The following is a 21,098-nucleotide window of genomic DNA, read 5'->3' on the forward strand; positions in this document are numbered from 1 at the left end:
CTTGTCGCAAAGAAGCACACAACAAGGAGCAACAATGGCACTGCCAATTCTGTTAGATTGCGACCCAGGTCATGACGACGCTATCGCAATAGTTCTCGCCCTCGCCTCACCAGAGCTTGATGTCAAAGCAATTACGTCTTCCGCCGGAAACCAGACACCAGAAAAAACCTTACGCAATGTTCTTCGTATGCTGACCTTGCTCAATCGCACCGATATTCCGGTAGCAGGCGGCGCGGTAAAACCGTTAATGCGTGAGTTGATTATCGCGGACAATGTGCACGGCGAAAGCGGTCTCGACGGCCCGGCATTACCGGAACCGGCGTTCGCACCGCAAAACTGTACGGCGGTAGAGCTAATGGCGAAAACGCTGCGTGAAAGTGCGGAACCTGTCACCATTGTGTCTACCGGACCGCAAACTAACGTTGCCTTGCTGCTCAATAGCCATCCGGAACTGCATAGCAAAATTGCCCGTATCGTGATTATGGGCGGCGCAATGGGGCTTGGTAACTGGACGCCAGCGGCTGAATTTAATATTTACGTTGACCCGGAAGCGGCAGAAATTGTCTTCCAGTCAGGGATCCCGGTGGTGATGGCCGGTCTGGATGTTACTCATAAAGCACAAATCCACGTTGAAGACACCGAGCGTTTCCGCGCGATTGGTAACCCTGTTTCAACCATTGTTGCCGAACTGCTGGATTTCTTCCTCGAATATCATAAAGACGAAAAATGGGGCTTTGTCGGCGCACCACTGCATGACCCATGCACCATCGCCTGGCTGTTGAAACCGGAGTTATTTACCTCTGTTGAGCGCTGGGTTGGCGTGGAAACACAGGGGAAATAGACCCAGGGTATGACGGTTGGGTAATGACTCCAACTTATTGATAGTGTTTTATGTTCAGATAATGCCCGATGACTTTGTCATGCAGCTCCACCGATTTTGAGAACGACAGCGACTTCCGTCCCAGCCGTGCCAGGTGCTGCCTCAGATTCAGGTTATGCCGCTCAATTCGCTGCGTATATCGCTTGCTGATTACGTGCAGCTTTCCCTTCAGGCGGGATTCATACAGCGGCCAGCCATCCGTCATCCATATCACCACGTCAAAGGGTGACAGCAGGCTCATAAGACGCCCCAGCGTCGCCATAGTGCGTTCACCGAATACGTGCGCAACAACCGTCTTCCGGAGCCTGTCATACGCGTAAAACAGCCAGCGCTGGCGCGATTTAGCCCCGACATAGCCCCACTGTTCGTCCATTTCCGCGCAGACGATGACGTCACTGCCCGGCTGTATGCGCGAGGTTACCGACTGCGGCCTGAGTTTTTTAAGTGACGTAAAATCGTGTTGAGGCCAACGCCCATAATGCGGGCTGTTGCCCGGCATCCAACGCCATTCATGGCCATATCAATGATTTTCTGGTGCGTACCGGGTTGAGAAGCGGTGTAAGTGAACTGCAGTTGCCATGTTTTACGGCAGTGAGAGCAGAGATAGCGCTGATGTCCGGCGGTGCTTTTGCCGTTACGCACCACCCCGTCAGTAGCTGAACAGGAGGGACAGCTGATAGAAACAGAAGCCACTGGAGCACCTCAAAAACACCATCATACACTAAATCAGTAAGTTGGCAGCATCACCCGCCGCCTGAATTAATAATCGACGAATAATTAATGCTTCCAGTGGACAACGATTTTCTGCATCAAGGCGGCTCACAATCGGCATTAATGATTCTTCTGTAGGTTGGCAGGCCTGCACTAATTGTTTGGCAACTAGATATAATGGCCATAAGGTATGTTCTGTATCACGCGTGAGTGAGATCCGCGGCTTACGTCCTTTGTGCAAAACCATCTCGACCAGTGAACGCCCCAGCGCAGAGAGTTTTTCATCGCTGAGTATTTCGTATAAATGAAAACGCGTACGGGCGCTGTCGCCGGGGACATAAAGTAGCGGTTTTCCCTGATCGTTAACCAGATCACGCGCTTCAATCATCATCACCAGTAATGGGTAATAATCGACCCGATGCTGACGGCACCATTGCAACATTAAAGCATCCGCCTGGGTGGAGGGATACTCGCGCCAGTAGTCACAAAGTTCTGCCAACAGGCTTTCGCCTTCTCCACAATAGACGCGTTGCGCGTATTCATAATAAGGCGCATCTTCATTATCAGGTTCAGTTTCCCGCCATGACTGGGCGTAATCCAGAAGTTCGGGGATATCCAGGCGACCTGCGCTATACCAGCGGAGTAAATTTCTGTGCAGTTTTGCATCATCGGGGATAATCACTGCGCGATGTTGCGCTAAATACAATGTCAGCCATTCTGGATGCGATGACCAAATCCGAGCGAACATTTGGTAAAAATCGATGGTGTCATTTTGCACGGCAACGGGCAGATGCAGAATGGTCTGGAAGTTAAAAACATTCCCCTTCGCAATGGCATATAAAAAGGATTCCAGTTCTTCTTCGTCTATTTCCCCGGTATTTTCCTCCTGTAACCACCGCAATCTTTCTGCTAATAACACCACGCACTCGAAGGATAAATGGGCAGTGTGCATGGCGATTGTGCACAGCGACCAGCGTAATTCATCAATCTCCTCCATCGAGCAATAATTTAATTGCTGAATGAATCGCTGCCAGGCGGAGGGCAGAAAACGTTCACTATCAGAGGCAAGTAACGCACGAAAGGCGAGCAGAATTTCATGTTCTGCTACCTCATATTCTTCTGGTTGCCAAACAGATTTAGCAGGCGACTGCGCAATCCGTAGCGCCTCCTCATACGCCTGACGAAGTTGTTTAAAACCCTGCGGATCGGTTTCTGGATGAAAGGACGGTAACAGCGCCAGATAAGCGCGGCGGATAATATCGACGTCAGTCGTTTCCTCTATATCGAGGATCTTCCAGCAATTTTTCATAGGTCGCTCATATCCTTAAGCGTTTCCGGGCATGCAGAATAGTAAGCCAATGGTTGCCAGGACAAGGTAGGGTAATACGCATCATCACTGGCAAATAATTGATAAAACATATCATTGCCGGAATCGTCGTATTCTTTACGCGCTAAGAATTCGCGTAATAAAGGCAGATGATCATCTTCGGGAGACTGCCAATATTGCCGACCAAAGGTATAACCGGCAAAGTATTGCCGCCAGTTACTATAATAACGTAGAGCCCGTAGATGAATGCGCGACTGGATCCATAGACTTTCTTCTTCGCTCAACCAGTTATTAAGTACGCCCATTCGGCTTAAAAAACCCATCCGGACATAATCCCAGGCTTTGATTCCCCCTTCGCCACAGCATTCGGCGGTGCTGGCGACAAATTGCGCATAAGCCTGACCTTCCTCATTTAGTTCAGCAAGATAGTCACGCCATTCACATGGCGAATAACGAAACCAGCGGTGATAAAACCCTGCCAACCGAGCGGCATGACCGTTATCGATCATTCGGTGAATTGTGCGCAGCAGGTCATCACGGTCATCAATTCCCCATGAGGAAGAAAGGTCAAAAAAGCATGTACCTAAATACATTTTGGGTGATGAATGCGAAGGTAAACAGCATTCATTGCGTATTTCCATCGGAGTGGAAAGTGCAAACAATATTTTTTGCGACTCCATGTCCATATAATTTATCCTTAAATATTCATTAAATGAATATTAGCCGCATTGCGAGGCTCGTTTATTTATACTTTTCTGACGCGACATAATACGCATAAAATAAGGCTTACGCAAAAATGGAACACATAAAAATATAATATGTTTTATCTGCAACCATAAGGAAATGATAATGATTTTCACGTCAAGTTGCTGCGATAATTTATCAATAGATGAGATTATCGAACGTGCTGAAAAAGGCGATTGCGAGGCTCAATATATTGTTGGGTTTTATTATAATCGCGATAGCGCAATTGATTCTCCGGACGACGAAAAAGCCTTTTACTGGCTGAAGCTGGCCGCTGAGCAAGGTCATTGTGAAGCACAGTATTCCTTAGGGCAAAAGTATACCGAGGATAAAAGCCGTCATAAAGATAATGAGCAAGCCATCTTCTGGCTGAAAAAAGCTGCCCTACAAGGCCATACTTTCGCTTCCAACGCCCTTGGCTGGACACTGGATCGTGGAGAAGCCCCCAATTATAAAGAAGCGGTTGTCTGGTATCAGATAGCCGCGGAGAGCGGAATGTCTTATGCGCAAAATAATCTTGGGTGGATGTACAGAAATGGCAACGGAGTCGCAAAAGACTATGCGCTGGCATTTTTCTGGTACAAACAAGCTGCATTACAAGGCCATAGTGACGCGCAAAACAATCTGGCCGATCTTTATGAAGACGGAAAAGGCGTTGCTCAAAACAAGACACTCGCCGCATTCTGGTATTTGAAAAGCGCACAGCAGGGTAATCGGCACGCCCAGTTTCAAATTGCATGGGATTATAACGCTGGCGAAGGGGTGGACCAGGACTATAAGCAAGCGATGTACTGGTATCTGAAGGCTGCCGCTCAGGGGAGCGTCGGCGCTTACGTCAACATCGGTTATATGTATAAACACGGACAAGGCGTTGAGAAAGATTATCAGGCTGCCTTTGAATGGTTTACGAAAGCCGCTGAATGCAATGACGCCACTGCCTGGTATAACCTGGCCATTATGTATCACTACGGAGAAGGAAGACCTGTCGATCTCCGACAGGCTCTCGACCTGTATCGTAAAGTTCAGTCATCCGGAACCAGAGATGTCAGTCAGGAAATTCGTGAGACTGAAGATTTACTGTAGAGATAAAAACAAGGGCCGGGGAATTTCATTCGGCCCATATTCTCTTTATTGCTGTGCGAAATCAGACTATTACGGCTCAAACGGGCGTCTCTGGAACTGGTCATGACCACATTTCGGGCATAGCGTCAGCACTTCCGGTGTGTAGATCGGGAGATGGAAGTGACATTTCTCGCAGACCAGATTTCCCAGCCCGACCACTTCTCCGCTGTGATAAACCCCATGATGATTGAGGTCCTGGAAAACTTCGCGCCATTCAAGCTGCGTTTTATCGGTGATGTCTGCCAGCTCCTGCCACAAGCTTTCTTTAATCACCCGCATAAAGACGCTGTCAGATTCTTCTTTCAGGCTCTCTTCATAGCTCATGGCGAACTCTTCCAGGTCACGTCTGACAGCTCGCGTCAGCTCATCGACCTCGGTTCGCGTTAACTCCCCTGTTTTTATTACGCGCTCGCGCGCCTGTTCCACCAGTGCGTCGATATCACGTTCGCCATTGCGCAGGCGTTCGCTCAGTGACGCAACCAGTTCACGGTAATATTGAGCAACCTTGTTCATCGTTTCATCTCCCGGGTCGTTAACTGACTATAATAATAGACGTTCTTTGTTCCTTGCTTTGCTAATACGCCCACAAACTCTGTAAATTAATGTATGAATAATCCGGGCATCATTTCAACGTCGAGTGCGCGAAAGGCTGTTTTGACGCGGACGTTTGGGCTATGCTATGCGGATCTGAAAAACCACCTCTAACGCTACTTTTGTAGCCGTAATGAAAACAGGACCACTGGCTGCCATGCAAGAGCAATACCGCCCGGAAGAGATAGAATCCAAAGTACAGCTTCATTGGGATGAGAAGCGCACATTTGAAGTAACCGAAGACGAGAGCAAAGAGAAGTATTACTGCCTGTCTATGCTTCCCTATCCTTCTGGTCGACTACACATGGGCCACGTACGTAACTACACCATCGGTGACGTGATCGCCCGTTACCAGCGCATGCTGGGCAAAAACGTTCTGCAGCCGATCGGCTGGGACGCGTTTGGTCTGCCTGCGGAAGGCGCGGCGGTGAAAAACAACACTGCACCGGCACCGTGGACGTACGACAACATCGCGTATATGAAAAACCAGCTCAAAATGCTGGGCTTTGGTTATGACTGGAGCCGCGAGCTGGCAACCTGTACGCCGGAATACTACCGTTGGGAACAAAAATTCTTCACCGAGCTGTATAAAAAAGGCCTGGTATATAAAAAGACTTCTGCGGTCAACTGGTGCCCGAATGACCAGACCGTACTGGCGAACGAACAAGTTATCGACGGCTGCTGCTGGCGCTGCGATACCAAAGTTGAACGTAAAGAGATCCCGCAGTGGTTTATCAAAATCACCGCTTACGCTGACGAACTACTCAACGATCTGGATAAACTGGATCACTGGCCAGACACCGTTAAAACCATGCAGCGTAACTGGATCGGTCGTTCCGAAGGCGTGGAAATCACCTTCAACGTTAACGACTATGACAACACGCTGACCGTTTACACTACCCGCCCGGACACCTTTATGGGTTGTACCTACCTGGCGGTAGCAGCGGGTCATCCGCTGGCGCAGAAAGCGGCGGAAAATAATCCTGAACTGGCGGCCTTTATTGACGAATGCCGTAACACCAAAGTTGCCGAAGCTGAAATGGCAACGATGGAGAAAAAAGGCGTCGATACTGGCTTTAAAGCTGTTCACCCATTAACGGGCGAAGAAATTCCCGTTTGGGCAGCAAACTTCGTATTGATGGAGTACGGCACGGGCGCAGTAATGGCGGTTCCGGGGCACGACCAACGCGACTACGAGTTTGCCTCTAAATACGGCCTGAACATCAAACCGGTTATCCTGGCGGCTGACGGCTCTGAGCCAGATCTTTCTCAGCAAGCCCTGACTGAAAAAGGCGTGCTGTTCAACTCTGGCGAGTTCAACGGTCTTGACCATGAAGCGGCCTTCAACGCCATCGCCGATAAACTGACTGCGATGGGCGTTGGCGAGCGTAAAGTGAACTACCGCCTGCGCGACTGGGGTGTTTCTCGTCAGCGTTACTGGGGCGCGCCGATTCCGATGGTGACGCTGGAAGACGGTACCGTAATGCCGACCCCGGACGACCAGCTGCCGGTGATCCTGCCGGAAGATGTGGTGATGGACGGCATTACCAGCCCGATTAAAGCAGATCCGGAGTGGGCAAAAACTACCGTTAACGGTATGCCAGCGCTGCGTGAAACCGACACTTTCGACACCTTTATGGAGTCCTCCTGGTACTATGCGCGCTACACTTGCCCAGAGTACAAAGAAGGTATGCTGGATTCCGAAGCGGCTAACTACTGGCTGCCGGTGGATATCTACATTGGTGGTATTGAACACGCCATTATGCACCTGCTCTACTTCCGCTTCTTCCACAAACTGATGCGTGATGCAGGCATGGTGAACTCTGACGAACCAGCGAAACAGTTGCTGTGTCAGGGTATGGTGCTGGCAGATGCCTTCTACTATGTTGGCGAAAACGGCGAACGTAACTGGGTTTCCCCGGTTGATGCTATCGTTGAACGTGACGAGAAAGGCCGTATCGTGAAAGCGAAAGATGCGGCAGGCCATGAACTGGTTTATACCGGCATGAGCAAAATGTCCAAGTCGAAGAACAACGGTATCGACCCGCAGGTGATGGTTGAACGTTACGGCGCGGACACCGTTCGTCTGTTTATGATGTTTGCTTCTCCGGCTGATATGACTCTCGAATGGCAGGAATCCGGCGTGGAAGGGGCTAACCGCTTCCTGAAACGTGTCTGGAAACTGGTTTACGAGCACACAGCAAAAGGTGATGTTGCGGCACTGAACGTTGATGCGCTGACTGAAGATCAGAAAGCGCTGCGTCGCGATGTGCATAAAACGATCGCTAAAGTGACCGATGATATCGGCCGTCGTCAGACCTTCAACACCGCAATTGCGGCGATTATGGAGCTGATGAACAAACTGGCGAAAGCACCGACCGATGGCGAGCAGGATCGCGCTCTGATGCAGGAAGCACTGCTGGCCGTTGTTCGTATGCTTAACCCGTTCACCCCGCACATCTGCTTCACGCTGTGGCAGGAACTGAAAGGCGAAGGCGATATCGACAACGCGCCGTGGCCGGTTGCTGACGAAAAAGCGATGGTGGAAGACTCCACGCTGGTCGTGGTGCAGGTTAACGGTAAAGTCCGTGCAAAAATCACCGTTCCGGTGGACGCAACGGAAGAACAGGTTCGCGAACGTGCTGGCCAGGAACATCTGGTAGCAAAATATCTTGATGGCGTTACCGTGCGTAAAGTGATTTACGTACCCGGTAAACTCCTCAATCTGGTCGTTGGCTAAGCGCGGGAGGAAGCGTGCGATATCTGGCAACATTGTTGTTATCTCTGGCGGTGTTAATCACCGCCGGGTGTGGCTGGCATCTGCGTGATACCACGCAGGTTCCTTCCACTATGAAGGTCATGATCCTGGACTCAGGCGATCCGAACGGGCCATTAAGCCGTGCGGTGCGTAACCAGTTACGTCTGAATGGTGTCGAGTTGCTTGATAAAGAAACCACGCGTAAGGACGTTCCATCCCTGCGTTTGGGTGCTGTATCAATCTCGCAGGATACCGCGTCGGTTTTCCGTAATGGTCAAACTGCGGAATATCAGATGGTGATGACTGTTAGCGCGTCGGTATTGATTCCTGGACGAGATATCTACCCGATTAGCGCCAAAGTCTTCCGTTCGTTCTTCGATAACCCGCAAATGGCGTTAGCGAAAGATAACGAGCAGGAAATGATCATTAAAGAGATGTACGACCGTGCTGCCGAACAGCTGATTCGTAAGCTACCAAGCATCCGTGCTGCGGATATTCGTTCCGACGAAGAACAGGCGTCGACCACAACGGATACTCCGGCAACGCCTGCACGCGTCTCCACCACGCTGGGTAACTGATGATTCGGTTGTACCCGGAACAACTCCGCGCGCAGCTCAATGAAGGGCTGCGCGCGGCGTATCTTTTACTTGGTAACGATCCTCTGTTATTGCAGGAAAGCCAGGACGCTGTTCGTCAGGTAGCTGCGGCACAAGGATTCGAAGAACACCACACTTTTTCCATTGATCCCAACACTGACTGGAATGCGATCTTTTCGTTATGCCAGGCTATGAGTCTGTTTGCCAGTCGACAAACGCTATTGCTGTTGTTACCAGAAAACGGACCGAATGCGGCGATCAATGAGCAACTTCTCACACTCACCGGACTTCTGCATGACGACCTGCTGTTGATCGTCCGCGGTAATAAATTAAGCAAAGCGCAAGAAAATGCCGCCTGGTTTACTGCTCTTGCGAATCGCAGCGTGCAGGTGACCTGTCAGACACCGGAGCAGGCTCAGCTTCCCCGCTGGGTTGCTGCGCGCGCAAAACAGCTCAACTTAGAACTGGATGACGCGGCAAATCAGGTGCTCTGCTACTGTTATGAAGGTAACCTGCTGGCGCTGGCTCAGGCACTGGAGCGTTTATCGCTGCTCTGGCCAGACGGCAAATTGACATTACCGCGCGTTGAACAGGCGGTGAATGATGCCGCGCATTTCACCCCTTTTCATTGGGTTGATGCTTTGTTGATGGGAAAAAGTAAGCGCGCGTTGCATATTCTTCAGCAACTGCGTCTGGAAGGCAGCGAGCCGGTTATTTTGTTGCGCACATTACAACGTGAACTGTTGTTACTGGTTAACCTGAAACGCCAGTCTGCCCATACGCCACTGCGTGCGTTGTTTGATAAGCATCGGGTATGGCAGAACCGCCGGGGCATGATGGGCGAGGCGTTAAATCGCTTAAGTCAGCCGCAGTTACGTCAGGCCGTGCAACTCCTGACACGAACGGAACTCACCCTCAAACAAGATTACGGTCAGTCAGTGTGGGCAGAGCTGGAAGGGTTATCTCTTCTGTTGTGCCATAAACCCCTGGCGGACGTATTTATCGACGGTTGATATGAAATCTTTACAGGCTCTGTTTGGTGGCACCTTTGATCCGGTGCACTATGGTCATCTTAAACCCGTGGAAACGCTGGCGAATTTGATTGGTCTGACGCGGGTCACAATCATCCCTAATAATGTTCCTCCGCATCGTCCCCAGCCGGAAGCGAACAGCGTGCAGCGTAAACACATGCTTGAACTGGCGATTGCCGACAAGCCATTATTTACTCTTGATGAACGCGAGCTAAAGCGCAATGCCCCCTCTTACACTGCGCAAACACTGAAAGAGTGGCGGCAGGAACAAGGACCGGACGTGCCGCTGGCGTTTATTATTGGTCAGGATTCATTGCTGACCTTTCCGACCTGGTACGAATACGAAACGATACTCGACAATGCACATTTGATCGTCTGTCGGCGTCCAGGTTACCCACTTGAAATGGCGCAACCGCAATACCAGCAATGGCTGGAAGATCATTTGACACATAACCCGGAAGATCTTCACCTTCAGCCTGCCGGTAAAATTTATCTGGCTGAAACGCCGTGGTTTAACATCTCGGCGACCATCATCCGCGAACGTTTGCAAAACGGTGAATCATGTGATGATTTATTGCCGGAACCGGTACTGACTTACATTAACCAACAAGGCTTGTATCGCTGATACCTGTCGTTACGGAGGGCATGATGCGACTGTGGTTAATTCGTCATGGCGAAACACAAGCGAATGTCGATGGTCTGTACAGCGGTCATGCGCCCACACCCCTGACCGCACGCGGTATTGAGCAAGCGCAAAATCTGCATACACTGCTAGATGATGTTTCCTTTGACCTGGTTTTATGCAGTGAACTGGAACGGGCACAGCATACCGCGCGACTGGTTCTCAGTGACCGCCAGCTCCCCGTTCATATCATCCCTGAACTCAACGAAATGTTTTTTGGCGACTGGGAGATGCGACATCATCGCGACCTCATGCAAGAAGATGCCGAAAACTATAGCGCGTGGTGCAATGACTGGCAGCATGCTATCCCCACGAACGGTGAAGGATTTCAGGCATTTTCGCAACGTGTGGAACGCTTTATCGCAAGGCTTAGTGAATATCAGCACTATCAGAATATTTTAATCGTCAGCCATCAGGGCGTACTGAGTCTGTTAATTGCTCGTTTAATTGGCATGCCTGCCGAGTCTATGTGGCATTTTCGCGTTGACCAGGGGTGTTGGAGCGCCATTGATATCAACCAAAAATTCGCGACGCTACGCGTCCTCAATAGCCGTGCCATCGGGGTCGAGAATGCATGACTTTTCTGTTTTTTTACGGGTAAGCCGCAACGACCATTGACAGCCCCGGGCAGGCTGATATTCTCCGCAGCCAGACTTTTTCCGCCAGACACGACTTTGTAGAAATTGTTTTACAAAAATGGCGATGCAATCTGCGGCGCGGGGTGGGATGATAGCCCACTTTCGAAAGCCGATTCGGCGACAATTGTCCCGAAATCGCCTCTGGTTCAGGTATACTGACAGACCATTTTTATCTATTTGATTCACCCAGGGGGAAAACTTGCAGGGTAAAGCACTCCAGGATTTTGTTATCGACAAAATTGATGACCTCAAAGGTCAGGACATCATCGCCTTAGACGTTCAGGGCAAATCCAGCATCACCGACTGCATGATCATCTGTACGGGTACGTCCAGCCGTCATGTTATGTCCATTGCTGACCACGTTGTGCAGGAGTCTCGCGCAGCGGGCCTGTTACCGCTCGGCGTAGAAGGTGAAAACAGCGCCGACTGGATTGTCGTGGATTTGGGCGATGTGATTGTCCATGTCATGCAGGAAGAGAGCCGTCGCCTGTATGAACTGGAAAAACTCTGGAGTTAATGCGTGAAGCTGCAACTTGTCGCCGTGGGAACGAAAATGCCGGACTGGGTACAAACCGGTTTTACCGAGTACCTGCGTCGTTTTCCGAAAGATATGCCCTTCGAGCTGATTGAAATTCCGGCCGGAAAACGCGGCAAGAATGCGGACATCAAGCGCATACTCGACAAAGAGGGTGAGCAGATGTTGGCGGCCGCAGGCAAAAACCGCATTGTCACCCTCGATATTCCAGGCAAGCCCTGGGATACGCCGCAGTTAGCCGCTGAGCTGGAACGCTGGAAGCTGGATGGTCGCGACGTCAGTCTACTGATTGGCGGGCCTGAAGGGTTGTCGCCTGCCTGTAAAGCGGCGGCGGAGCAGAGCTGGTCGCTGTCGGCGCTTACCCTCCCCCATCCGCTGGTTCGCGTGCTGGTCGCAGAGAGTCTGTACCGGGCGTGGAGCATCACCACCAACCATCCTTATCACCGTGAGTGATAAGGGAGCTTTGAGTAGAAAACGCAGCGGATGAAACTACAGAACTCTTTTCGCGACTATACGGCAGAGTCCGCGCTGTTTGTGCGCCGGGCGCTGGTCGCCTTTTTGGGGATTTTGCTGCTGACCGGCGTGCTTATCGCCAACCTGTATAATCTGCAAATTGTTCGCTTTACCGACTACCAGACCCGCTCTAATGAAAACCGCATTAAGCTGGTGCCTATCGCGCCCAGCCGCGGCATTATCTACGACCGTAACGGTATCCCTCTGGCACTCAACCGCACTATCTACCAGATAGAAATGATGCCGGAGAAAGTCGATAACGTGCAGCAAACGCTGGACGCTTTGCGCAGCGTGGTTGATCTGACCGATGACGATATTGCTGCATTCCGAAAAGAGCGCGCACGTTCACACCGTTTCACCTCTATTCCGGTGAAAACTAACCTGACCGAAGTACAAGTAGCTCGCTTTGCCGTCAATCAGTACCGTTTTCCGGGTGTTGAAGTTAAAGGCTATAAACGTCGTTACTATCCTTACGGTTCGGCGTTGACCCACGTCATCGGCTATGTGTCGAAAATCAACGATAAAGACGTCGAACGCCTGAATAATGACGGCAAACTGGCCAACTATGCGGCAACGCATGATATCGGTAAGCTGGGCATTGAGCGTTACTATGAAGATGTGCTGCACGGTCAGACCGGTTATGAAGAGGTTGAAGTTAACAACCGTGGGCGTGTTATTCGCCAGTTAAAAGAAGTACCACCGCAAGCCGGACACGATATTTACCTGACGCTGGATCTCAAACTCCAGCAATATATTGAAACGCTGCTGGCGGGTAGCCGCGCAGCTGTGGTAGTCACCGATCCGCGTACAGGTGGGGTGCTGGCGCTGGTTTCCACGCCTAGTTATGACCCAAACTTGTTTGTTGACGGTATCTCCAGCAAAGATTATTCCGCCTTGTTGAACGATCCGAATACACCGCTGGTGAACCGCGCCACACAGGGGGTTTATCCTCCCGCGTCTACAGTTAAACCCTATGTGGCGGTTTCGGCATTGAGCGCCGGGGTGATCACGCGCAATACGACGCTGTTTGACCCAGGCTGGTGGCAACTGCCAGGTTCGGAAAAACGTTATCGTGACTGGAAAAAATGGGGCCACGGGCGTCTGAATGTCACAAGATCGCTGGAAGAATCTGCGGATACCTTCTTCTATCAGGTGGCCTACGATATGGGGATCGATCGCCTCTCCGAATGGATGGGTAAATTCGGTTATGGTCATTACACCGGTATCGACCTGGCGGAAGAACGTTCCGGCAACATGCCTACCCGCGAATGGAAACAGAAACGCTTTAAAAAACCGTGGTATCAGGGTGACACCATTCCGGTTGGTATCGGTCAGGGTTACTGGACAGCGACCCCAATCCAGATGAGTAAGGCACTGATGATCCTGATTAATGACGGTATCGTGAAGGTTCCTCATTTGCTGATGAGCACCGCCGAAGACGGCAAACAGGTGCCATGGGTACAGCCGCATGAACCGCCCGTCGGCGATATTCATTCCGGTTACTGGGAGCTGGCGAAAGACGGTATGTACGGTGTTGCTAACCGCCCTAACGGTACGGCGCATAAATACTTTGCTAGCGCACCGTACAAAATTGCGGCGAAATCCGGTACCGCTCAGGTCTTCGGTCTGAAAGCGAACGAAACCTATAATGCGCACAAAATTGCCGAGCGTTTACGTGACCACAAACTGATGACCGCCTTTGCGCCATACAATAATCCGCAAGTGGCTGTCGCCATGATTCTGGAGAACGGTGGTGCGGGTCCGGCGGTTGGTACACTGATGCGCCAGATCCTCGACCACATTATGCTGGGTGATAACAACACCGATCTGCCTGCGGAAAATCCAGCGGTTGCCGCAGCGGAGGACCATTAATCATGACGGATAATCCGAATAAAAAAACATTCTGGGATAAAGTCCATCTCGATCCCACAATGCTGCTGATCTTACTGGCATTGCTGGTTTTCAGCGCCCTGGTTATCTGGAGCGCCAGCGGTCAGGATATTGGCATGATGGAGCGTAAAATCGGCCAAATCGCGATGGGTCTGGTCATCATGGTGGTGATGGCGCAAATTCCTCCACGCGTTTATGAAGGCTGGGCCCCCTATCTCTATATCATCTGTATTATTTTGCTGGTGGCGGTAGATGCTTTCGGTGCCATCTCTAAAGGTGCTCAACGCTGGCTGGACCTCGGTATTGTTCGTTTTCAGCCGTCGGAAATTGCCAAAATAGCCGTACCACTGATGGTTGCGCGCTTTATCAACCGCGACGTTTGCCCGCCATCGTTGAAGAACACTGGCATCGCGCTGGTGCTGATATTTATGCCCACGCTGCTGGTGGCTGCACAGCCTGACCTGGGAACATCAATCCTCGTTGCGCTTTCCGGTCTGTTTGTACTGTTCCTCTCTGGCCTTAGCTGGCGTCTGATTGGCGTCGCAGTAGTGCTGGTAGCGGCGTTCATTCCGATTCTGTGGTTCTTCCTGATGCATGATTACCAGCGCCAGCGCGTAATGATGCTCCTGGACCCGGAATCAGACCCACTCGGCGCGGGCTATCACATTATTCAGTCTAAAATTGCTATTGGCTCCGGCGGATTACGCGGCAAAGGCTGGCTGCACGGCACTCAGTCACAGCTTGAATTTCTCCCCGAACGCCATACTGACTTTATCTTCGCGGTACTGGCGGAAGAGCTGGGATTAGTGGGCATTCTGATTCTGCTCGCTCTCTACATTCTGCTGATCATGCGCGGGCTGTGGATAGCCGCCAGAGCGCAAACCACCTTTGGTCGCGTCATGGCTGGCGGCTTAATGCTGATATTATTCGTTTATGTCTTCGTAAATATTGGTATGGTAAGCGGTATTCTGCCGGTTGTAGGGGTTCCGCTCCCACTGGTCAGTTATGGAGGATCGGCGCTAATTGTGCTGATGGCTGGGTTCGGGATTGTAATGTCAATCCACACCCACAGGAAAATGTTGTCGAAAAGCGTGTAAGAGGTGCGCAATGCGTAAGCAGTGGCTCGGGATCTGCATCGCGGCAGGAATGCTCGCGGCATGTACAAGCGATGATGGTCAGCAACAGACGGTAAGTGTACCGCAGCCTGCGGTATGTAACGGCCCTATAGTTGAAATTAGCGGGGCGGACCCGCGTTTCGAACCACTGAACGCGACGGCAAATCAGGATTACCAGCGCGACGGTAAAAGCTACAAAATCGTGCAGGATCCGTCTCGATTTAGCCAGGCGGGACTGGCGGCAATCTATGATGCCGAACCCGGCAGTAACCTGACGGCCTCTGGCGAAGCATTCGATCCGACACAGCTGACGGCAGCCCATCCAACGCTTCCGATCCCCAGCTACGCCAGAATCACTAACCTGGCTAACGGGCGAATGATCGTGGTGCGCATTAATGATCGCGGTCCTTACGGCAACGACCGCGTTATTTCGCTTTCTCGCGCGGCAGCTGACCGTCTTAACACGTCAAACAACACCAAAGTTCGTATCGATCCGATTATTGTCGCCCAGGATGGTTCGCTTTCTGGTCCTGGTATGGCTTGTACCACTGTCGCCAAACAGACTTACGCCCTGCCTGCACCTCCCGATTTAAGCGGTGGCGCGGGAACAAGTTCAGTGTCTGGCCCGCAGGGTGACATTCTTCCGGTCAGTAATTCGACGCTAAAAAGCGAAGATCCGACCGGCGCGCCGGTAACCAGTAGCGGTTTCCTCGGCGCACCAACGACCTTAGCGCCTGGTGTACTGGAAGGCAGCGAACCGACGCCTGCGCCACAGCCCGTTGTTACAGCTCCGTCGACAACGCCAGCAACCTCGCCTGCAATGGTGACACCGCAAGCCGCCTCGCAAAGCGTCAGCGGCAACTTTATGGTGCAAGTCGGGGCCGTAAGCGATCAGGCTCGTGCGCAACAGTACCAACAGCAACTGGGACAGAAGTTCGGCGTCCCCGGTCGCGTAACTCAAAATGGCGCGGTCTGGCGGATCCAGCTTGGCCCATTCGCCAGCAAAGCCGAAGCCAGTACCTTGCAGCAACGTTTGCAAACCGAAGCCCAATTACAGTCATTTATTACCACCGCGCAGTAGCGTAAAGCAGGCATCTGATGTGTCAATTTCTGTAAATGACGTTAACAAAGTCACGCGGAAAGTCAGATGCCTGCCGGTAGTGCATTTGCTATAGTAGGGCACTTTTTTAATTCCATCACGGATGTCGTAGTTCAGACCATGAATACCATTTTTTCCGCTCGTATCATGAAGCGCCTGGCGCTCACCACGGCTCTTTGCACAGCCTTTATCTCTGCTGCACATGCCGATGACCTGAATATCAAAACTATGATCCCGGGTGTACCGCAGATCGATGCGGAGTCCTACATCCTGATTGACTATAACTCCGGCAAAGTGCTCGCCGAACAGAACGCAGATGTCCGCCGCGATCCTGCCAGCCTGACCAAAATGATGACCAGTTACGTTATCGGCCAGGCAATGAAAGCCGGTAAATTTAAAGAAACTGATTTAGTCACTATCGGCAACGACGCATGGGCCACCGGTAACCCGGTGTTTAAAGGTTCTTCGCTGATGTTCCTCAAACCGGGCATGCAGGTTCCGGTTTCTCAGCTGATCCGCGGTATTAACCTGCAATCGGGTAACGATGCTTGTGTCGCCATGGCCGATTTTGCCGCTGGTAGCCAGGACGCTTTTGTTGGCTTGATGAACAGCTACGTTAACGCACTGGGCCTGAAAAATACCCACTTCCAGACGGTACATGGTCTGGATGCTGATGGTCAGTACAGCTCCGCGCGAGATATGGCGCTGATCGGCCAGGCGTTGATCCGTGACGTACCGAATGAATACTCGATCTATAAAGAAAAAGAATTTACGTTTAACGGTATTCGCCAGCTGAACCGTAACGGCCTGTTATGGGATAACAGCCTGAATGTCGACGGCATCAAAACCGGACACACTGACAAAGCAGGTTACAACCTTGTTGCTTCTGCGACTGAAGGCCAGATGCGCTTGATCTCTGCGGTGATGGGCGGACGTACTTTTAAAGGCCGTGAAGCCGAAAGTAAAAAACTGCTAACCTGGGGCTTCCGTTTCTTCGAAACCGTTAACCCACTGAAAGTAGGTAAAGAGTTCGCCTCTGAACCGGTTTGGTTTGGTGATTCTGATCGCGCTTCGTTAGGGGTTGATAAAGACGTGTACCTGACCATTCCGCGTGGTCGCATGAAAGATCTGAAAGCCAGCTATGTGCTGAACAGCAGTGAATTGCATGCGCCGCTGCAAAAGAATCAGGTCGTCGGAACTATCAACTTCCAGCTTGATGGCAAAACGATCGAGCAACGCCCGCTGGTTGTGTTGCAAGAAATCCCGGAAGGTAACTTCTTCGGCAAAATCATTGATTACATTAAATTAATGTTCCATCACTGGTTTGGCTAAAAATTGAACACTTGAAAGTGTAATTTCCGTCCCCATATACTAAGCATCAGTAAAAAACTCCCGCCTTCTGGCGGGAGTTGCTATTTAATTACGTTACGCCGGAGCTGACATGAAAACCAAACTTAACGAACTGCTTGAATTCCCTACTCCTTTTACTTACAAAGTTATGGGGCAGGCGTTACCTGAGCTGGTTGATCAGGTGGTTGAAGTGGTACAGCGCCATGCGCCAGGTGACTACACCCCAACGGTAAAACCAAGCAGCAAAGGCAACTACCACTCGGTATCTATCACTATCAACGCCACTCATATCGAGCAGGTTGAAACACTGTATGAAGAACTGGGCAAAATCGATATTGTCCGCATGGTTCTGTAACTCGCTTCTCCGTTACCCGGCCCCTGGTCGGGTAACTCCCCTCTCCTCGCTGTGATATACTTTTCCCCCACTTTTACTCATTCTCCACGGAGATGCCGTTTTGTATCAGGATAAAATTCTTGTCCGCCAGCTCGGTCTTCAGCCTTACGAGCCAATCTCCCAGGCTATGCATGAATTCACCGATACCCGCGATGATAGTACCCTTGATGAAATCTGGCTGGTCGAGCACTATCCGGTATTCACCCAAGGGCAGGCAGGAAAGGCGGAGCACATTTTAATGCCGGGTGATATTCCGGTGATTCAGAGCGATCGCGGTGGGCAGGTGACTTATCACGGGCCGGGGCAACAGGTGATGTATGTGTTGCTTAACCTGAAACGCCGTAAACTCGGTGTGCGTGAACTGGTGACCTTGCTTGAGCAAACAGTGGTGAATACCCTGGCTGAACTGGGTATAGAAGCGCATCCTCGGGCTGACGCGCCTGGTGTCTATGTCGGGGAAAAGAAAATTTGCTCACTGGGTTTACGTATTCGACGCGGTTGTTCATTCCACGGTCTGGCATTAAACGTCAATATGGATCTTTCACCATTTTTACGTATTAATCCTTGTGGGTATGCCGGAATGGAAATGGCTAAAATATCACAATGGAAACCCGAAGCGACGACTAATAATATTGCACCACGTTTACTGGAAAATATTTTAGCGCTACTAAACAATCCTGACTTCGAATATATTACCGCTTAATTGCATACCTCAATGGCCCAATTTACACTGGGTCATTACTCATAATACCTGCTAATGCTTTACATCTCCTTCGCGTTTGTATACTTTCTTTATCACTTGCAGAAATGCGGTGCTACGCCTTGCTCCGTAACTCACCCCATTGATTAACCTATTGAAATAGTTGATTATGGTGAGCAAAAGCGTTCCGTTCCAATTAGACATAAGATTATTGTAATTTTTTTAAATATTATTTTTCCATGAATAAAATTGGAGTAAGTGCGTGGATAGTAATAATCAAATTGAACCTTGTTTAAGCAGAAAGTCGTCAGAAGGTAAACCACAAATATTTACAACCTTACGAAATATTGATCTTAACCTTCTGACTATTTTTGAAGCTGTATATGTACATAAAGGGATCGTTAATGCAGCGAAAGTGCTTAATCTGACCCCCTCGGCAATCAGTCAGTCTATTCAGAAACTGCGCGTTATATTCCCTGACCCATTGTTTATTCGCAAAGGCCAGGGTGTCACTCCTACCGCATTTGCGATGCATCTACATGAGTATATCAGTCAGGGCCTTGAGTCCATTCTTGGCGCGCTGGATATCGAAGGAAGCTATGATAAGCAACGAACGATAACTATTGCGACCACTCCCTCGGTCGGAGCCCTGGTCCTTCCTGTCATCTATCGGGCGATTAAAACTCACTATCCGCAGCTTTTACTGCGCAACCCGCCCATCAGCGACGCTGAAAACCAACTCAGTCAGTTTCAAACCGATCTCATCATCGATAACATGTTTTGCACCAATCGTACGGTGCAACATCATGTTCTGTTCACCGACAATATGGTGTTAATTTGCCGCGAGGGAAATCCACTACTCTCTTTAGAAGATGACAGAGAGACTATCGACAACGCTGCGCATGTACTTCTGTTACCGGAAGAGCAAAATTTCAGCGGTCTGCGGCAGAGAGTTCAAGAAATGTTTCCGGACCGGCAAATCAATTTCACCAGCTACAACATTTTGACAATCGCTGCACTGGTTGCCAACAGTGACATGTTAGCGATTATTCCCAGCCGTTTTTATAACCTGTTTAGCCGCTGCTGGCCGCTGGAAAAACTGCCTTTTCCGTCCTTAAATGAGGAGCAAATAGATTTCTCTATCCACTACAACAAATTCAGCCTGCGTGATCCCATCCTGCACGGAGTAATAGATGTTATCCGTAATGCATTTTGAAAAAGTATTGTTACAGCCAGATCACAGCGCAGAACGATAAAATGGCACAATCCAACAACAATTTTACATTTTCGCGACCGCTTTGGCTGCTTTCAGGTCCGTTTCAATGATATACTGCCAGTCGTTAATTCAAAAATAGTTGATAATTACAACAATCTATTGAATTGAAACGCTTTCCTTCGTAATTCGCAACTGGAACACGCACGCTATGAGTAAACCCATTGTGATGGAACGCGGTGTTAAATACCGCGATGCCGATAAGATGGCCCTTATCCCGGTTAAAAACGTGGCAACAGAGCGCGAAGCCCTGCTGCGCAAGCCGGAATGGATGAAAATCAAGCTTCCAGCGGACTCTACACGTATCCAGGGCATCAAAGCCGCAATGCGCAAAAATGGCCTGCATTCTGTCTGCGAGGAAGCCTCCTGCCCTAACCTGGCGGAATGCTTCAACCACGGCACAGCAACGTTTATGATCCTCGGCGCTATTTGTACCCGCCGTTGTCCGTTCTGTGATGTTGCCCACGGTCGCCCGGTAGCTCCTGATGCCAATGAACCAGTGAAACTGGCGCAGACCATTGCCGATATGGCGCTGCGTTATGTGGTTATCACCTCCGTTGACCGTGATGACCTGCGCGATGGCGGTGCCCAGCACTTTGCGGATTGCATTACTGCCATTCGGGAAAAAAGCCCGCAAATCAAAATTGAAACTCTGGTGCCGGATTTCCGTGGTCGTATGGATCGTGCTCTGGATATTCTGACTGCAACGCCCCCAGATGTGTTCAACCATAACCTGGAAAACGTACCGCGTATTTACCGGCAGGTACGGCCTGGCGCAGATTACAACTGGTCGCTGAAGCTGCTGGAACGCTTTAAAGAAGCGCATCCGGAAATCCCGACCAAGTCTGGTCTGATGGTGGGACTGGGTGAAACCAATGAAGAAATTATTGAGGTAATGCGCGACCTGCGCCGTCATGGTGTGACGATGTTAACGCTGGGGCAATATTTGCAGCCAAGCCGCCATCACCTGCCGGTTCAACGTTACGTTAGCCCGGATGAGTTCGACGAAATGAAAGCCGAAGCGCTGGCGATGGGCTTTACCCATGCTGCATGCGGTCCGTTTGTCCGCTCTTCTTACCACGCCGATTTGCAGGCGAAAGGGATGGAAGTTAAGTAATCCTGTAATAATTACTTACATCTGTCTGATAA

The 21,098-nt window shown here is 50.6% G+C and carries 19 protein-coding genes and 2 pseudogenes; 17 read left to right on the forward strand and 4 right to left on the reverse strand.

Annotated elements, in window-relative coordinates; translation table 11 throughout:
• Positions 1-34: 34 nt before the first annotated feature.
• Positions 35-838: pseudogene (rihA, locus tag ACU8XX_RS17325) on the forward strand (pyrimidine-specific ribonucleoside hydrolase RihA); the annotation flags it as partial.
• A 37-nt stretch (positions 839-875) separates the two neighbouring features.
• Here rihA and ACU8XX_RS17330 read toward each other — a convergent pair.
• The 3 genes and pseudogenes from ACU8XX_RS17330 to ACU8XX_RS17340 all read right to left on the reverse strand — a co-directional run bounded on the left by ACU8XX_RS17330 (position 876) and on the right by ACU8XX_RS17340 (position 3,604).
• A protein-coding gene (locus ACU8XX_RS17330; RefSeq protein WP_103215986.1) for an IS1-like element IS1A family transposase occupies positions 876-1,573 on the reverse strand; the annotation gives its coding sequence in 2 pieces (ribosomal slippage) (positions 876-1,324 and positions 1,324-1,573; 699 coding nt in all).
• A gap of 55 nt (positions 1,574-1,628) precedes the next feature.
• Positions 1,629-2,900, reverse strand: a pseudogene (locus ACU8XX_RS17335) (J domain-containing protein); the annotation flags it as partial.
• Positions 2,897-3,604, reverse strand: coding sequence for a DUF1266 domain-containing protein (locus ACU8XX_RS17340; protein WP_240765227.1), 708 nt, complete (start codon positions 3,602-3,604; stop codon positions 2,897-2,899). The pseudogene ACU8XX_RS17335 and the gene ACU8XX_RS17340, both read right to left, overlap by 4 nt.
• Positions 3,605-3,767: 163 nt before the next feature.
• Between ACU8XX_RS17340 and ybeQ the strand changes: the two genes are divergently transcribed.
• Positions 3,768-4,745, forward strand: a complete 978-nt coding sequence (gene ybeQ, locus ACU8XX_RS17345) for a Sel1 family TPR-like repeat protein YbeQ (RefSeq protein WP_000578178.1) — start codon at positions 3,768-3,770, stop codon at positions 4,743-4,745.
• A 69-nt stretch (positions 4,746-4,814) separates the two neighbouring features.
• Here ybeQ and ACU8XX_RS17350 read toward each other — a convergent pair whose 3' ends face one another.
• On the reverse strand, positions 4,815-5,297 hold the full coding sequence (locus ACU8XX_RS17350) for a zinc ribbon-containing protein (RefSeq protein ID WP_001044880.1): 483 nt from the start codon (positions 5,295-5,297) through the stop codon (positions 4,815-4,817).
• 235 nt (positions 5,298-5,532) lie between these two features.
• Here ACU8XX_RS17350 and leuS point away from each other — a divergent pair, with 235 nt between their 5' ends.
• The 15 genes from leuS (at position 5,533) to lipA (ending at position 21,066) form a co-directional block, all read left to right on the forward strand.
• Entirely contained in the window at positions 5,533-8,115 is a 2,583-nt protein-coding gene (gene leuS / locus ACU8XX_RS17355; protein ID WP_001157890.1) for a leucine--tRNA ligase, read from the forward strand.
• A gap of 14 nt (positions 8,116-8,129) precedes the next feature.
• Positions 8,130-8,711, forward strand: coding sequence for an LPS assembly lipoprotein LptE (lptE, locus tag ACU8XX_RS17360; RefSeq protein ID WP_004014787.1), 582 nt, complete (start codon positions 8,130-8,132; stop codon positions 8,709-8,711).
• On the forward strand, positions 8,711-9,742 hold the full coding sequence (gene holA / locus ACU8XX_RS17365; RefSeq protein ID WP_000620532.1) for a DNA polymerase III subunit delta: 1,032 nt from the start codon (positions 8,711-8,713) through the stop codon (positions 9,740-9,742). Before lptE ends, holA begins: the two co-directional genes overlap by 1 nt.
• A gap of 1 nt (position 9,743) precedes the next feature.
• A complete protein-coding gene (gene nadD, locus ACU8XX_RS17370) occupies positions 9,744-10,385 on the forward strand; it encodes a nicotinate-nucleotide adenylyltransferase (RefSeq protein ID WP_000838887.1) in 642 nt (213 codons plus the stop codon).
• A 23-nt stretch (positions 10,386-10,408) separates the two neighbouring features.
• Positions 10,409-11,020: an adenosylcobalamin/alpha-ribazole phosphatase gene (locus ACU8XX_RS17375; protein WP_001241888.1), complete on the forward strand. Its 612-nt coding sequence runs from the start codon at positions 10,409-10,411 to the stop codon at positions 11,018-11,020.
• Positions 11,021-11,279: 259 nt separating this feature from the next.
• Complete coding sequence (gene rsfS, locus ACU8XX_RS17380; RefSeq protein WP_001161664.1) at positions 11,280-11,597, forward strand: ribosome silencing factor; 318 nt, start codon at positions 11,280-11,282, stop codon at positions 11,595-11,597.
• A 3-nt stretch (positions 11,598-11,600) separates the two neighbouring features.
• Positions 11,601-12,068, forward strand: a complete 468-nt coding sequence (gene rlmH / locus ACU8XX_RS17385; protein ID WP_000776104.1) for a 23S rRNA (pseudouridine(1915)-N(3))-methyltransferase RlmH — start codon at positions 11,601-11,603, stop codon at positions 12,066-12,068.
• Positions 12,069-12,098: 30 nt separating this feature from the next.
• Positions 12,099-14,000, forward strand: a complete 1,902-nt coding sequence (gene mrdA / locus ACU8XX_RS17390; protein WP_000776191.1) for a peptidoglycan DD-transpeptidase MrdA — start codon at positions 12,099-12,101, stop codon at positions 13,998-14,000.
• A 2-nt stretch (positions 14,001-14,002) separates the two neighbouring features.
• A complete protein-coding gene (gene mrdB, locus ACU8XX_RS17395) occupies positions 14,003-15,115 on the forward strand; it encodes a peptidoglycan glycosyltransferase MrdB (protein ID WP_112034156.1) in 1,113 nt (370 codons plus the stop codon).
• A gap of 10 nt (positions 15,116-15,125) precedes the next feature.
• Positions 15,126-16,214, forward strand: a complete 1,089-nt coding sequence (rlpA, locus tag ACU8XX_RS17400) for an endolytic peptidoglycan transglycosylase RlpA (RefSeq protein ID WP_001231429.1) — start codon at positions 15,126-15,128, stop codon at positions 16,212-16,214.
• Positions 16,215-16,352: 138 nt separating this feature from the next.
• Positions 16,353-17,564: a D-alanyl-D-alanine carboxypeptidase DacA gene (gene dacA / locus ACU8XX_RS17405; RefSeq protein ID WP_001092082.1), complete on the forward strand. Its 1,212-nt coding sequence runs from the start codon at positions 16,353-16,355 to the stop codon at positions 17,562-17,564.
• 109 nt (positions 17,565-17,673) lie between these two features.
• Positions 17,674-17,937 (forward strand): DUF493 family protein YbeD, encoded by a 264-nt coding sequence (ybeD, locus tag ACU8XX_RS17410; protein WP_000850550.1) that lies wholly within the window; start codon positions 17,674-17,676, stop codon positions 17,935-17,937.
• Between the two features lie 100 nt (positions 17,938-18,037).
• Positions 18,038-18,679 carry a lipoyl(octanoyl) transferase LipB gene (lipB, locus tag ACU8XX_RS17415; protein WP_000284027.1) on the forward strand — a complete coding sequence of 214 codons (642 nt, stop codon included), beginning with the start codon at positions 18,038-18,040 and terminating at the stop codon, positions 18,677-18,679.
• 259 nt (positions 18,680-18,938) lie between these two features.
• The gene (locus tag ACU8XX_RS17420; protein WP_000378026.1) at positions 18,939-19,892 is read left to right on the forward strand and encodes a YbeF family transcriptional regulator; all 954 of its coding nucleotides are present in this window, start codon (positions 18,939-18,941) and stop codon (positions 19,890-19,892) included.
• 208 nt (positions 19,893-20,100) lie between these two features.
• Positions 20,101-21,066: a lipoyl synthase gene (gene lipA / locus ACU8XX_RS17425; protein ID WP_000042632.1), complete on the forward strand. Its 966-nt coding sequence runs from the start codon at positions 20,101-20,103 to the stop codon at positions 21,064-21,066.
• The last annotated feature ends 32 nt before the right edge of the window (positions 21,067-21,098 follow it).

The sequence above is a fragment of the Escherichia sp. MAL-1 genome (assembly GCF_052948035.1).

Coding starts and splice junctions, on each gene's coding strand:
- leuS (WP_001157890.1), top strand. CDS start 5,533: ATGCAAGAGCAATACCGCCCGGAAGAGATAGAATCCAAAGTACAGCTT.
- holA (WP_000620532.1), top strand. CDS start 8,711: ATGATTCGGTTGTACCCGGAACAACTCCGCGCGCAGCTCAATGAAGGG.
- dacA (WP_001092082.1), top strand. CDS start 16,353: ATGAATACCATTTTTTCCGCTCGTATCATGAAGCGCCTGGCGCTCACC.
- mrdA (WP_000776191.1), top strand. CDS start 12,099: ATGAAACTACAGAACTCTTTTCGCGACTATACGGCAGAGTCCGCGCTG.
- ACU8XX_RS17350 (WP_001044880.1), bottom strand. CDS start 5,297: ATGAACAAGGTTGCTCAATATTACCGTGAACTGGTTGCGTCACTGAGC.
- ACU8XX_RS17340 (WP_240765227.1), bottom strand. CDS start 3,604: ATGGACATGGAGTCGCAAAAAATATTGTTTGCACTTTCCACTCCGATG.
- ybeQ (WP_000578178.1), top strand. CDS start 3,768: ATGATTTTCACGTCAAGTTGCTGCGATAATTTATCAATAGATGAGATT.
- ACU8XX_RS17375 (WP_001241888.1), top strand. CDS start 10,409: ATGCGACTGTGGTTAATTCGTCATGGCGAAACACAAGCGAATGTCGAT.
- nadD (WP_000838887.1), top strand. CDS start 9,744: ATGAAATCTTTACAGGCTCTGTTTGGTGGCACCTTTGATCCGGTGCAC.
- mrdB (WP_112034156.1), top strand. CDS start 14,003: ATGACGGATAATCCGAATAAAAAAACATTCTGGGATAAAGTCCATCTC.
- rlpA (WP_001231429.1), top strand. CDS start 15,126: ATGCGTAAGCAGTGGCTCGGGATCTGCATCGCGGCAGGAATGCTCGCG.
- lipA (WP_000042632.1), top strand. CDS start 20,101: ATGAGTAAACCCATTGTGATGGAACGCGGTGTTAAATACCGCGATGCC.
- ybeD (WP_000850550.1), top strand. CDS start 17,674: ATGAAAACCAAACTTAACGAACTGCTTGAATTCCCTACTCCTTTTACT.